Annotated in this window: 10 protein-coding genes; 9 read left to right on the top strand and 1 reads right to left on the bottom strand. The window is 62.0% G+C overall.

Annotation, left to right across the window (positions count from 1 at the left end):
* Positions 1–2 precede the first annotated feature (2 nt).
* From WS70_RS21435 to WS70_RS21400, 8 genes are all read left to right on the top strand, one after another.
* Positions 3–1,337, top strand: coding sequence for a glutamine synthetase family protein (locus WS70_RS21435; RefSeq protein ID WP_059471379.1), 1,335 nt, complete (start codon positions 3–5; stop codon positions 1,335–1,337).
* 35 nt (positions 1,338–1,372) lie between these two features.
* Positions 1,373–2,809: an aspartate aminotransferase family protein gene (locus tag WS70_RS21430; RefSeq protein WP_108034026.1), complete on the top strand. Its 1,437-nt coding sequence runs from the start codon at positions 1,373–1,375 to the stop codon at positions 2,807–2,809.
* A gap of 67 nt (positions 2,810–2,876) precedes the next feature.
* On the top strand, positions 2,877–3,998 hold the full coding sequence (locus WS70_RS21425; RefSeq protein WP_059597354.1) for a polyamine ABC transporter substrate-binding protein: 1,122 nt from the start codon (positions 2,877–2,879) through the stop codon (positions 3,996–3,998).
* A 188-nt stretch (positions 3,999–4,186) separates the two neighbouring features.
* Positions 4,187–5,341, top strand: coding sequence for an ABC transporter ATP-binding protein (locus WS70_RS21420; protein WP_059597360.1), 1,155 nt, complete (start codon positions 4,187–4,189; stop codon positions 5,339–5,341).
* Entirely contained in the window at positions 5,338–6,318 is a 981-nt protein-coding gene (locus tag WS70_RS21415) for an ABC transporter permease subunit (RefSeq protein ID WP_059468878.1), read from the top strand. The genes WS70_RS21420 and WS70_RS21415 overlap by 4 nt, the downstream gene beginning before the upstream one ends.
* Positions 6,315–7,262, top strand: a complete 948-nt coding sequence (locus WS70_RS21410; protein ID WP_059597353.1) for an ABC transporter permease subunit — start codon at positions 6,315–6,317, stop codon at positions 7,260–7,262. The genes WS70_RS21415 and WS70_RS21410 overlap by 4 nt, the downstream gene beginning before the upstream one ends.
* 65 nt (positions 7,263–7,327) lie before the next feature.
* On the top strand, positions 7,328–8,905 hold the full coding sequence (locus WS70_RS21405; RefSeq protein WP_059468876.1) for a DUF3138 family protein: 1,578 nt from the start codon (positions 7,328–7,330) through the stop codon (positions 8,903–8,905).
* 130 nt (positions 8,906–9,035) lie between these two features.
* Positions 9,036–10,343 (top strand): NAD(P)/FAD-dependent oxidoreductase, encoded by a 1,308-nt coding sequence (locus tag WS70_RS21400; RefSeq protein ID WP_059597352.1) that lies wholly within the window; start codon positions 9,036–9,038, stop codon positions 10,341–10,343.
* A gap of 447 nt (positions 10,344–10,790) precedes the next feature.
* Here WS70_RS21400 and WS70_RS21395 read toward each other — a convergent pair whose 3' ends face one another.
* Positions 10,791–11,678 (bottom strand): pyrroline-5-carboxylate reductase family protein, encoded by an 888-nt coding sequence (locus WS70_RS21395; RefSeq protein ID WP_082722277.1) that lies wholly within the window; start codon positions 11,676–11,678, stop codon positions 10,791–10,793.
* Positions 11,679–12,089: 411 nt separating this feature from the next.
* Between WS70_RS21395 and WS70_RS21390 the strand changes: the two genes are divergently transcribed.
* A complete protein-coding gene (locus tag WS70_RS21390; protein ID WP_059597359.1) occupies positions 12,090–13,496 on the top strand; it encodes an MFS transporter in 1,407 nt (468 codons plus the stop codon).
* Positions 13,497–13,550: the final 54 nt, after the last annotated feature.

The following is a 13,550-nucleotide window of genomic DNA, read 5'->3' as shown; positions in this document are numbered from 1 at the left end:
TCATGCAAGACATCGACGAATTCCTGAAGAAACATCGGATCACCGAAGTGGAAGCGATCATCCCCGACATGGCCGGCATCGCGCGCGGCAAGATCATTCCGCGCAGCAAGTTCGAAACCGGCGAATCGATGCGCCTGCCGCAGGCCGTGATGATCCAGACAGTCACCGGCGACTATCCGGAAGACGGCACACTGACGGGCGTCACCGATCCCGACATGGTGTGTCTGCCCGACGCGTCGACGATTCGCCTGATTCCGTGGGCGATCGATCCGACCGCGCAAGTGATCCACGATTGCGTGCACTTCGACGGCACGCCCGTCGAGATCTCGCCGCGCCGCGTGCTGCGCCGCGTGCTCGAGCTTTACAAGGCGAAAGGCTGGAAGCCCGTGATCGCGCCGGAGCTCGAGTTCTATCTGGTCGACATGAACAAGGACCCGGATCTCCCGCTCGCGCCGCCGATCGGCCGCACCGGGCGGCCGGAGACGGGACGCCAGTCGTATTCGATCGAAGCGGTCAACGAGTTCGACCCGCTGTTCGAAGATATCTACGAGTACTGCGAAGTGCAGGATCTCGAAGTCGACACGCTGATTCACGAAGTCGGCGCCGCGCAGATGGAGATCAATTTCCTGCACGGCGATCCGCTGAATCTCGCCGACCGCGTGTTCCTGTTCAAGCGCACGGTGCGCGAAGCGGCGCTGCGGCATCACATGTACGCGACGTTCATGGCAAAGCCGATGGAGAACGAGCCCGGCTCGGCGATGCACGTGCATCAGAGCATCGTCGACGAAGAGACCGGACGGAATCTCTTCACCGCCGCCGACGGCAGCCCGACCGACATGTTCTACGGATACATCGCCGGGCTGCAGAAGTACACGCCCGCGCTGATGCCGATCTTCGCACCGTACATCAATTCGTATCGCCGGCTGTCTCGCTTCATGGCCGCGCCGATCAACGTGCAGTGGGGCTACGACAACCGCACGGTCGGCTTCCGGATTCCGCATTCGTCGTCGGTGTCGCGCCGCGTCGAGAACCGGATTCCGGGCGTCGACTGCAATCCGTATCTCGCGATCGCGGGCACGCTCGCGGCCGGCTACCTCGGCATGACGCAGCGCCTCGCGCCGACCGAGCCGCTCGTCAGCGACGGCTACAGCCTGCCGTACCAGTTGCCGCGCAATCTCGAAGAAGGCTTGACGCTGATGTCTGCGTGCGAGCCGCTCGCCGGGATCCTTGGCGAAAAGTTCGTGAAGGCCTATCTTGCGCTGAAGGAAACGGAGTACGAAGCATTTTTCCGCGTGATCAGCTCGTGGGAACGCAAGCATCTGCTGCTGCACGTCTGAACGCAAACGCAGCCGCATCTATACAGGAGGCAACGATGAGCTACCGACTGAACGAATCGGCATGGGTCCAGCCCGCCGCACCTGCGGCCGGCGCGCATGCCGAACAACGCCGCACGACCGCCGCATACCGCGCGCTCGACGCCGCGCATCACATCCATCCGTTTTCCGACATGGGCGCGCTCAATCGCGCCGGCAGCCGCGTGATCGTGAAGGCCGAAGGCGTCTATCTGTGGGATTCCGACGGCAACAAGATCATCGACGGGATGGCCGGGCTCTGGTGCGTGAACGTCGGTTACGGCCGCAAGGAACTCGCGGACGCCGCGTATCGGCAGCTCCAGGAACTGCCGTTCTACAACACGTTCTTCAAGACGACGCACCCGCCGATCATCGAGCTGTCGGCGTTGCTCGCCGAGATCGCGCCGCCGTCGTTCAATCACTTCTTCTATTGCAACAGCGGATCGGAAGGCAACGACACGGTGCTGCGCGTCGTCCATCAATACTGGCGCACGCAGAACCAGCCGCAGAAGAAGGTCGTGATCTCGCGCAGGAACGGCTATCACGGTTCGACGATCGCGGGCGCGACGCTCGGCGGCATGGGCTACATGCACGAGCAGATGCCGTCGAAGGTCGAGCACGTCGTCCATATCGATCAGCCGTACTTCTTCGGCGAAGCGCAGGGCAATCTGACGCCGGAAGAATTCGGACTCGCCCGCGCACAACAGCTCGAAGCGAAGATTCTCGAGCTCGGCGCGGAGAACGTCGCCGCGTTCATCGGCGAGCCGTTCCAGGGCGCGGGCGGCGTGATCTTTCCGCCGTCGACATACTGGCCCGAGATCGAGCGGATCTGCCGCAAGTACGACGTGCTGCTCGTCGCCGACGAAGTGATCGGCGGGTTCGGGCGCACCGGCGAATGGTTCGCGCATCGGCACTTCGGCTTCGAGCCCGATCTGATGACGCTCGCGAAGGGGCTGACGAGCGGCTACGTGCCGATGGGCGCCGTCGCGCTGTCCGACCGGATCGCTGATGCGCTGATCGCGCACGGCGAGTTCAATCACGGGATGACGTATTCGGGGCATCCGGTCGCGGCGGCGGTGGCGGTCGCGAATCCGAAGGTGCTGCGCGACGAGAAGATCGTCGAGCGCGTGAAGACCGACACCGGCCCGTACTTCCAGCAGCGGCTGCGCGAGACGTTCGCCGATCATCCGATCGTCGGCGAGATCGCGGGCGCGGGGCTCGTCGCGGGCCTTCAGCTCGCGCGCGAACCCGGCGCGCGCAAGCGCTTCGAGAACGGCGGCGAGGTCGGCACGATCTGCCGCGACTACTGCTTCAACGGCAACCTGGTGATGCGCGCGACGGGCGACCGGATGCTGCTGTCGCCGCCGCTCGTGATCTCGAAAGCGGAGATCGACGAGATCGTCGAGAAGGCGAAGCAAGCGATCGATGCGACCGCGCAGCAACTGGGTCTTTCCTAACGGCATTGCCAATCGGGCGGGCGGCGCTCGCGCGACGCTCTCCCACCTTCATCATCAGGGGAACAACATGAGTGTGAGCCATCTTCGTCATGCGATCGCGCGCGCTGCGTTCGTCGCGCTCGCCGGCGCCTCGGCACTGTCCGTTCCGGCTGCGCAGGCTATCGGCGCCGAGCTGAACGTCTACAACTGGTCCGACTACATCGCGAAGGACACGATCCCGAACTTCGAGAAACAAACGGGCGTCCACGTCAAATACGACAACTACGACAGCGACGACACGCTGCAGGCGAAGCTGCTCGCGGGCAGCTCCGGCTACGACATCGTCGTGCCGACGTCGAACTACATGGCCAAGCAGATTCAGGCGGGCGTCTATCAGAAGCTCGACAAGTCGAAGCTCCCGAATCTGTCGAATCTCGATCCGACGCTGATGAAGATGATCGCCGATGCGGATCCGGGCAACCAGTACGGCGTGCCGTGGGCGTTCGGCACCGACGGCATCGGCTACAACGTGCAGGCAGTGAAGAAGGCGCTCGGCGACAACGCGCCCGTCGACAGCTGGGCGCTCGTGCTCGATCCGGCGAACCTGTCGAAGCTGAAGGGCTGCGGCGTGTCGTTCCTCGATCAGGCGGTCGACGTGTTCGCCGCGACGCTGCAATACATGGGCAAGAATCCGAACAGTACGAACCCGGCCGATTACCAGGCTGCTTTCGATGTGCTGAAGAAAGTCCGCCCGTATATCACGCAATTCAATTCGTCCGGCTACATCAACGATCTCGCGAACAACGACGTGTGCGTCGCGCTCGGCTGGTCGGGCGACGTCGGCATCGCGCACCGCCGCTCGGCCGAAGCGAAGCGCTCGTACGACATCAAGTTCTCGAATCCGAAGGAAGGCGGCCTGCTGTGGTTCGACGTGATGGTGATCCCGAAGGACGCGCCGCACGCGGAAGCCGCGCTGAAGTGGATCAACTACATCGAGGATCCGAAGGTCAACGCGGCGATCACGAACGAAGTGTTCTATCCGACCGCGAACCGCGCGGCGCGCCAGTTCGTCGTGCCGGCCGTCGCGCAGGACCCGACCGTCTATCCGCCCGAAGACGTGCTGAAGAAGATGACGCTGATGCGGCCGATGCCCGCCGACATCCTGCGTCTCGAAAACCGCCTGTGGGCGCAGTTGAAGACGGGACACTGATCACGAACGATAGCCGCGCGCAGCAGTCGCTCGATCGCTGCCCGCCCGAAGCACGCAGTCCGACGTCAGCGCGTTCGACCTGAAGCGCGCGACGCCTTGATTCCCGGTCGCAGTTCCTTCGCGATTCGCATCGTGCGCATCGCGTGGGAGCGCTCATGCCTGCGATCCCAACGAAGGATGGCTACCTCATGAAATCGACGCCTTCAATCGACACCGCGCAACTGGCGCGCCCCTCGGCCGGCAAGCCGGCCAGAACGGACGAGTTCGTCCGCATCGAGAACGTCGTGAAGAAATTCGGCGACAGCACCGCCGTCGACAACGTCAATCTGTCGATCGCGAAAAACGAACTGTTCGCGCTGCTCGGCAGCTCCGGCTGCGGCAAGTCCACGCTGCTGCGAATGCTTGCCGGACTCGAGACGGCCACGTCCGGCCGCATCTTCGTCGACGGCGAGGATCTCGCGACGCTGCCGCCGTACCGCCGGCCCGTCAACATGATGTTCCAGTCGTATGCGCTGTTCCCGCACATGACGGTGGAAGCGAACGTCGCGTTCGGCCTGAAACAGGAAGGCACGCCGAAGCACGAGATCCGCGAGCGCGTCGCCGATGCGCTGAACCTCGTGCAAATGAGCCGCTACGCGCAGCGCAAGCCGCATCAGTTGTCGGGCGGCCAGCAGCAGCGCGTCGCGCTCGCGCGCTCGCTCGTCAAGCGGCCGAAGCTCCTGCTGCTCGACGAGCCGATGTCCGCGCTCGACAAGAAGATCCGCCAGAAGACGCAGCTCGAGCTCGTCAGCATCATCGAGAAGGTCGACGTGACCTGCGTGATGGTCACGCACGACCAGGAGGAAGCGATGACGATGGCGAGCCGCCTCGCGGTGATGAGCGAAGGACGGATCGTGCAGATCGGCACGCCGAGCGCGGTCTACGAATTTCCGAACAGCCGCTTCTCGGCCGAGTTCATCGGCTCGACGAATCTTTTCGAAGGCGTCGTCGTCGAGGACGAGCCCGATCACATCTTCGTCGAAAGCGAGGACCTGGAAGCGCGCATGTACGTGAGCCACGGCGTCACGGGGCCGCTCGGCATGCCGGTCGGCATCTCGGTTCGGCCGGAGCGCGTGCGCGTGTCGCGCGAGCGCCCGAGCGCACCGCACAACTGGGCGCGCGGCGTCGTCACCGACGTCGCGTACATGGGCAGCTATTCGCTGTACCACGTGCGCCTGCCGAGCGGCAAGACCGTCGTGTCGAATCTCTCGAGCTCGCACCTGATGCAGGAAGGTGCGCCCGCCTACAACGACGACGTGTTCGTCTCCTGGTCGCCCGCAAGCGGCGTGGTGCTGACGCAATGAGAACCTCTCCCACTTCCTCGCTCGCGGCGGCTTCGTCCGCCGTCCGAAGCGCGTCGCCCGTGCGCGCGCGCCTCGCCCGCATCGCGGCGGGCTTCACGCCGTCCGGCCGCAGCGTCGCGATCGGCGTGCCGTTCCTGTGGCTCATGCTGTTCTTCGCACTGCCGTTCGTGCTCGTGCTGAAGATCAGCTTCGCCGACCAGGTGATGGGCATCCCGCCGTACACGGCGCTGATGAGCATCAAGGACGGCGCGGTGCAGTTCGCGCTGCAGTTCGGCCATTACGCGTTCCTGCTTCAGGACAGCCTCTATGTCGCGACATACGTCAGCTCGCTGAAGATGGCCGCGGTATCGACGCTGCTGTGCCTGCTGATCGGCTATCCGATGGCGTACTACATCGCGCGTTCCGCGCCTGCGACGCGCAACCTGCTGATGATGGGCGTGATGCTGCCGTTCTGGACGTCGTTCCTGATCCGCGTCTACGCATGGATCGGCATCCTGAAAGACGACGGGCTCCTCAACCACGCGCTGATCGCACTCGGCCTGATCCATTCCCCGCTGCGCCTCTATCACACCGACGCGGGCGTCTACATCGGAATGGTCTATTCGTATCTGCCGTTCATGGTGATGCCGCTCTACGCGCACCTCGTGAAGATGGACCTGACGCTGCTCGAAGCCGCGTACGACCTCGGCGCGAAGCCGTGGGTCGCGTTCACGCGGATCACGCTGCCGCTGTCGAAGAACGGAATCATCGCGGGCAGCCTGCTCGTGTTCATTCCGGCCGTCGGCGAGTATGTGATTCCGGAGCTGCTCGGCGGCGCCGACACGCTGATGATCGGCCGCGTGATGTGGGATGAGTTCTTCAACAACATGGACTGGCCGATGGCCTCCGCGGTGACGGTCGCGATGGTGTTGCTGCTCCTCGTGCCGATGGCCGTGTTCCAGTACTACCAAGTGAAGGAGCTGGGGGACGCGAAATGATCAAGCCCAACAAGCCGCTTTCCGCCGGCGTGCTGACGCTCGGCTTCCTGTTTCTGTACATCCCGATCATCAGCCTCGTCGTCTATTCGTTCAACGAATCGAAGCTCGTCACCGTCTGGTCCGGCTTCTCGCTGAAGTGGTACGCGGCGCTCCTGCAGGACGACGAGTTGCTGACGAGCGCATGGCTGTCGCTGAAGATCGGTCTGCTGACCGCATGCGCGTCAGTGTTCATCGGCACGTGGGCGGGCTTCGTGCTCGCGCGCTTCGGCCGGTTCCGCGGCTTCACGCTATACACCGGAATGATCAACGCGCCGCTCGTGATTCCCGAGGTGATCCAGGGGATCTCGCTGCTGCTGCTGTTCGTCGCGCTCGAGCAGATGGTCGGCTGGCCGAAGGGCCGCGGGATGGTGACGATCTGGATCGGCCACGTGATGCTGTGCGTGTCGTACGTCGCGATCATCGTGCAGTCGCGCGTGAAGGAACTGAACAAGTCGCTCGAAGAAGCGGCGCTCGACCTCGGCGCGACGCCGCTCAAGGTGTTCTTCGTGATCACGCTGCCGCTGATCTCTCAGGCGCTGCTGTCCGGCTGGCTGCTGTCGTTCACGCTGTCGATCGACGATCTCGTGCTGTCCGCGTTCCTGTCCGGCCCCGGCTCGACGACGCTGCCGCTCGTCGTGTTCTCGCGCGTGCGCCTCGGCCTCAATCCCGAAATGAACGCGCTAGCGACGCTTTTCATCACCGCCGTCACGATCGGCGTGATCGTCGTCAACCAGATGATGCTGAGCCGCGAACGTCGGCGCGAACGCGACATGCGCCAGGCGTTCGCGCAACCCGCGCCGTCCGACGCGTTCGCATCCGACGCATCCGACGCATCCGACGCATTCGGCAGCGTCTCGCGCACATCGCAGGCCGCGGCGACGAGAAAGTCGCTCGGCACGGCCTGACGACGCCCCGATCGCCCGAACGAGCCCCCAAGTCCTTCGCAATACGACCAACCGGGAGAATTTGCATGAGAAAGAAGTTAATCTGTCTGCTCGTGGCCGGGTCGCTGCCCGGCTTCGCCGGCGCCGCGTCGACAAGCGCGCAGATCAAGGCAATGCAGGCGCAGTTGAACGCGCTGCAGGCGCAGGTGAAGGAGCTGCAGTCCGCGCTCGCGTCGCAGCACGGCGCGGCGGGCAGCGGCGCCGCCGCGGCCAAAGGCGCGGCGACCGCGATGGCGGCCGCGCCCATCGACGAATCGTCTCCGGACTACGGCAAGGCGCCCGCCGTGCTGACGAACGACGACGTCACGCAGATGAAGCAGGAAATCGCGAACCAGCAATTGAAGGTCGATTCGCTGACCGACGCGGCGAACACCGGGCCGATCGCGGGCCTGTCGGTGACTGGCTATATCGATCCAACCTACGTGTTCAACCGCGCGGCGGGCACGTCGTCGTTCCTGTTCGCGAACCACGAGAGCAACTACAACTACTTCAACAGCACGTTCGGCGATCTTTATCTCGACATCAAGAAGACGTTCGGCGTCGGCCCGATGGCGCCGTCGGCCGAGATCACGCTGATGCCGAACCGCGGCAACGGCATCACGCTCTTGCAGAACTCGCGCGGCAACATCGGCAACAACATCCTCAACACAGCGGTCGTCAACGTGCCGCTCAGCGCGACGACGACGCTCGTCGCCGGCCTCGTGCCGAGCTTCGGCGGCTACGAAGTGCAGCAGTCGAACCAGATGCTCACGCTCACGCACAACCTGCTGTACGACTTCTCCGATCCGGGCAGCTACATCGGCATCGGCGCGAACTATACGAAGGGCAACTGGGCGTGGAAGTTCCTGCTCGGCAACGAACAATACCGGACGTACGGCTCGGTCACGCAGACTGGCACGAACGCGCTCGGCGATCCGATCACGACGAGCAACAAGGTGCCGACGTTCACCGCGCGCGTCGACTACACGTGGTCGAGCGCGCTCGATCTCGGCGGTTCGTTCAACATCGGGCGGCAGACGCTCGGCAGCGCGACAGCTCAATCGGGCGCGGTCGTCTACGGTCCGGGCGGCCAGTCGTCGAGCCCGTACGGCGCGTTCTTCTTCGCGGAAGCGGACGCCGCCTACACGCTCGCGGACATCCAGTACAACGCGGAAATCGACTACGGCCAGCAGCAGCACGCGGCGTTCAACGGCGGCCGCGCGCAGTGGTACGGCCTGTCGCTCCTCGCGCATCGCAAGTTCAACATGCCGGTGCTCGGCCGGATGGGCGCGACGCTGCGCTACGACTTCCTCGCGAACAGCAAGAACGGCGGCGGCGGCGGCGGGATCGCGCTCAACGGCAACGGGATGGATACCGCGAACGGCTTCGGCGTCGATTCGGACTGCCTCGCGACGTCGAAGGCGAACGGCGGTCTCGGGTTCGAGTGCAAGGGCGCGAACCGTCAGGACGTCGCGCTCGATCTGCTGTTCTATCCGACGCAGCAGATTACCGTGAAGGTCGAATACCGGCACGACTGGGCGAACAACAAGGTGTTCCTGCGAAACGACGGCTCGTACAGCAAGTCCAACGATCTGCTTGCGACGCAGTTCATCTACTCGTTCTGACGTCGACCGCGCATGACGTGCAGCTGCTTGCCGCACGTCATGCGCGCCGCTACCCGTTTTCCCGCATTGCGCATCGCGGCCGCATGGCATCGCGATGCAATGATGCCGCTCACCCCTTCACGATTTGCTTATGATCAACGCCTTCGCCCGCCGCGCCGACGAACTCGCACGCCGCTCGTATTACGAAGCCACCGCCACCCGCCCGGCCGACGACGACCCGGTGCTCGACGACGCGCTCGACGTCGACGTCTGCGTGATCGGCGCCGGGTTCGCCGGTCTGTCGGCCGCGCTCGACTGCCGCGCGCGCGGCTTGTCGGTCGCCGTGCTCGACGCGTATCGGCCGGGCTGGGGCGCATCGGGCAGGAACGGCGGACAGATGATCGCGGGCTTCGCCAAGGACGGCGAAATCGAGCGCCAGCTCCGCATCGAAGGCGCCCGCGAAGCATGGGCGCTGTCGCTCGACGCCGTCGCGCTCGTCGAAGAGCGCATCGCGCGCTACGGAATCGACTGCGACTTCACACGCGGCTACCTGACGGTCGCGACGCATCCGCGTCGCGTGCCAGAATTGCGGCGGTGGATGGACGATGCGGCATCGCACTGGGGGCATCCGTCGCTCGAATGGCTCGATGCCGATGAGATTCGCGCGCGCATCGCGTCGCCGCGTTATCTCGCGGGCGTTCACGATCCGCTGTCCGGTCATCTGCATCCGCTCAAGTACTGCATCGGCCTCGCCGATGCGGCGCGACGCGAAGGCGCGCGGCTGTTCGCGCACACCCCGGCGCTCGAAGTCGTACGCGGCGCGCGGCCCGTCGTGCGCACGCCAACGGGCGAAGTGCGCTGCCGTCACGTCGTCGCGTGCTGCAACGCGGGCCCGGGCGGCGTGCTGCCCGCCGCGACGGCCGCGCGCATCGCGCCGATCGCGTCGTACATCATCGCGACCGAAGCGCTCGGCGCTGATCGCGCGAACGCACTGATTCCGCAGCGCGAAGCGGTCTGCGACAACAACTTCTTTCTCGATTACTTCCGGCTGTCCGCCGATCACCGGATGCTGTTCGGAGGCCGCGCGGACTCGGCGGGCGCATCGCCCGACGCGCTCGTCGATGCGATTCGCCGCCGGATGGTCGGCGCGTTCCCGCAGCTCGCCGATGTGTGCATCGAATTCGCATGGGGCGGCTTCGTCGACGTGACGCGCAATCGCGCGCCGGATTTCGGCGCGATCGATCCGAACTACTTCTACCTTCAGGGTTTCAGCGGCCACGGCGTCGCGCTGACCGGCATCGCGGGCCGCGTCGTCGCGAACGCGATCGCGGGCGACACGCATGCATTCGATCTGTTTGCGCGCCTGCGGCATCGGCGCTTTCCCGGCGGCCCCGCATGGCGCCGGCCCGCACTCGAGATCGGGATGCTGTATCAACGCTTGCGCGAGCTGCTGTTCTGAACGCGCATTTCGCCTGTTTTCTCTCGATCCATTCGTCACTCGGTTGCCACAATCCCGCGGTCAACCAACTGCTCCGCATGGGAAAAAAACAGGGATGCGATCGACAGACAAACCATGCCCGCGGTACGCTGATTTGCCATCGCGTCAAGCGAGACATCGAGGATCGCGACCGCTGTACATCACGATATCCATCGTCAGATTTCGATCGCACTCGTTCGCGCACATCCCGCGTTCGACGACGATACACTTGCGACCGAAATCAGCTCGCACTTGGCGCCCCGCGAATTGGCCCCTCCGACGACGGTGACCAGGAGGCGAAACGTTCTCCATCACAAAGCGCCGCCTTTTGTCCGGACGCTTGTTGCGCCCAAGCATTCGATTTTTGCATGCTCGTTCTCTTTCACAGGTCGCCATCGAGAACGCCGCTCGAAGACGCCTTCTGTTTCGTCAAACGTGCCCGCCAAGCCCGATGGATCCGTGTTTCTCCAGCTGAACGCAAAGCATCGTTTGAGCATGTTCGATCCCTTCTCGAACGGTCCTTGCAAAATCCCCATGAAGACGAAGCGAATTCATGATGCTTTCGGCAATACCGCCTGGCGTCGCGCATTGATTTACATAATCCTCGATTTCATTTTTCTTTAAATTCACATGTCTAACCCGCCTCGCCCAATCGATAACCCCGCCCCACTCACCCAGCCCGTATTCTTCAGCACATTTCAATATTTCCCGGTCACTAACAGCCGCCCCTATAAAATCGCAATACATTAATATAAACGGAAGACAAGCACCGAGCACGGTAATCGACTCAAAATGATTATCGGATTGCAGATTCAAAATGTGCGCCACCATGGATTCGAACAAATCCCTTGCGTTTTCATTCATGTCGCCGCAAGTTACACCGAGTGCCTGCCCGCTGGAAATCGTATCCGGTGCGCTTATAATCGCCCGAGCGATCGACCCCGATCCATGCACAACGCCTGACAATCTGGAAAGCGAAACACCAGCCAAAAACGAGATGATTATCTGTCCATCCCTCAATTTGTAATTGGATATCATCCCATAATCTATCGGTCGTACGGTATACAAAATCACATCGCAATTCTGCATGACCGCATCCACGTCTACAAGACGGTCTTCGACTCCCGATGTTGCACTCGTCGTATACGATTTTTGAGAGCCGCGATGTCCGAGCCAAACATTTCCTCGGTCGAACCCAACATCGATCAAGCGCGACGCAAGAGCAACCCCCAGGTGCCCCGCACCCACAATTCCGATTCTTTGACTCGTCATCCCATCACCTCCGATAGCCTTCGAAAGTTCGATTTGTTCTGCCATTGGACAAGCAGGTGAGCCTGAAAACGGCCGGCGTCGCCGTGCCGCAAAAGGGCCCATGAAGCCTCGCGCCCGATGATCAACACGAACCGCGATCACTCGACATTCGGCTCGAGCAAGCCGTTCACTGAGCCATGCGCCCCACGGCATCGCGACGTGACAGCGTCAGCATGAGTTGCTATCCTAGAGCATGACCGACCATCGGTCAATGGAATGCCGCTGCATGTGTCGGTACATCCTCAGGCAACCAGGAATGCAAATTTGGGCGCGTATTCAAACCCTTGTTCGATTACGCGCACACGCTCCACTGCAAGCGGTCTTCGATTTTCCGTTGCATCGAGCCAACGAGATTAGGATTTGTCCAGATTCAAGGTGGAGCCCACCACCCGCATATTGAATTCAATCGAGGTTCACATGATCAACCATCAACGCTATGTTTTATTCGCACTCTTGCTATCCGGATTCGTAACGATTTTCGATTTATTTGTTGTCAATATCGCGATCGTCAACATTGAAAAAACACTGCACGCAAGCTATGTAGAGCTGACGATGATTATCGTAGCCTATGAATTATCGTTCGGCCTCTTGCTCATCACCGGAGGAAGGCTGGGCGATCTATGGGGGCGCCGTCGAGCCTATCAGATCGGCATGCTGTGCTTCACGGCGTCATCGGTTCTTTGCGGACTCGCGCCTCACGCGGTGGTACTGATCTTCGCGCGCTTTTTACAAGGGCTGTCTGCCGCCATACTCTTTCCGCAAATCTACGCAAGCATCCGGGCAGATTTTGATGAAACCGGCGCCCGGCGGGCTTTCGGATACTTGGGAATGACGCTCGGGCTCGCTGCGATCGCGGGGCAAGTTCTAGGCGGCCTGATCATCTCGATCAATCTGCTGGAGTTGCAGTGGCGAGCTATCTTTTTTATCAACCTCCCCATCGGGTTGGTGGCGCTGGCTTTTTCTCGTCATTTACGGAACACGTCTATCGAGCAAAAAAAAAGCCTGGATTGGGCCGGCGTCGCTCTTTCGAGTCTGGGAATCTCCGTTTCACTGCTGCCTCTGCTAATGAGCGCGGTCTGGGGATGGAGCTTCAAAAGCTATGTCCTGATGTTGATCGGTCTGGGCACCTTGTATCTATTCATGCGTCACGAGATCCGGTACGCACGCAATGGCCACGTCCCTCTCATCAATATGAAGCTTCTCCAGGAAAGACGATTCATCAAGGGCTCGTCGTTGGTCATGTGCATCTATGCGACTGCCGGTTCATTCACGTTGGTGTTTTCGATTTTTCTTCAGTCCGGTTTGAAGCTAAGCCCGTTTGAAGCGGGAATGACCTATGTTTCGACCAGCATCGGATTTGCAATTTCATCGCTATTGATGCCCCGGCTAATCAGCCGATCCGGCCCCCAAGTCGTTTCCATTGGCGCAGTCTCTTACGCGGCAAGCTTCATCGCGCTAATACTCGCCGTGCGATATTTCCCTATCCTCGAACGGCCGTGGCTCCTGATGCCGGTACTGTGGACGCTGGGCTTTACTCAAGGCATGGTCATGACCCCTCTTTTGAATATCGTTTTGGCAAACGTCCAAGAAAATTTCGCGGGGATGGCCGCTGGAGTCGTTTCGACCTTGCAGCAGGTGGGCGCGGCATTTGGCGTAACGGCGGTCAGTACGATCCTGCAGATGACCTTAAAAAAAATGTCTCACCTGCAGGAATTCTCTCAACTGCAAAGCGCGTTCGTCTACAGCATGTTTTTCAACGTGGGGGCTGCTGTCGTCGCCAGCTATATCCTGCGGAAGATGTTGAATCAAGCGCAGCACGTTTGAACGGAACCATTAGTTGCTGACCAAGCATGTCTTTGAACAATTACAAAGAATCCG

The sequence above is a fragment of the Burkholderia mayonis genome, assembly GCF_001523745.2.
Classification (GTDB): domain Bacteria; phylum Pseudomonadota; class Gammaproteobacteria; order Burkholderiales; family Burkholderiaceae; genus Burkholderia; species Burkholderia mayonis.
This window is presented reverse-complemented; position numbering and strand designations above follow the sequence as displayed.

Coding starts and splice junctions, on each gene's coding strand:
- WS70_RS21395 (WP_082722277.1), bottom strand. CDS start 11,678: ATGGCAGAACAAATCGAACTTTCGAAGGCTATCGGAGGTGATGGGATG.
- WS70_RS21420 (WP_059597360.1), top strand. CDS start 4,187: ATGAAATCGACGCCTTCAATCGACACCGCGCAACTGGCGCGCCCCTCG.
- WS70_RS21415 (WP_059468878.1), top strand. CDS start 5,338: ATGAGAACCTCTCCCACTTCCTCGCTCGCGGCGGCTTCGTCCGCCGTC.
- WS70_RS21425 (WP_059597354.1), top strand. CDS start 2,877: ATGAGTGTGAGCCATCTTCGTCATGCGATCGCGCGCGCTGCGTTCGTC.
- WS70_RS21405 (WP_059468876.1), top strand. CDS start 7,328: ATGAGAAAGAAGTTAATCTGTCTGCTCGTGGCCGGGTCGCTGCCCGGC.
- WS70_RS21410 (WP_059597353.1), top strand. CDS start 6,315: ATGATCAAGCCCAACAAGCCGCTTTCCGCCGGCGTGCTGACGCTCGGC.
- WS70_RS21430 (WP_108034026.1), top strand. CDS start 1,373: ATGAGCTACCGACTGAACGAATCGGCATGGGTCCAGCCCGCCGCACCT.
- WS70_RS21435 (WP_059471379.1), top strand. CDS start 3: ATGCAAGACATCGACGAATTCCTGAAGAAACATCGGATCACCGAAGTG.
- WS70_RS21390 (WP_059597359.1), top strand. CDS start 12,090: ATGATCAACCATCAACGCTATGTTTTATTCGCACTCTTGCTATCCGGA.
- WS70_RS21400 (WP_059597352.1), top strand. CDS start 9,036: ATGATCAACGCCTTCGCCCGCCGCGCCGACGAACTCGCACGCCGCTCG.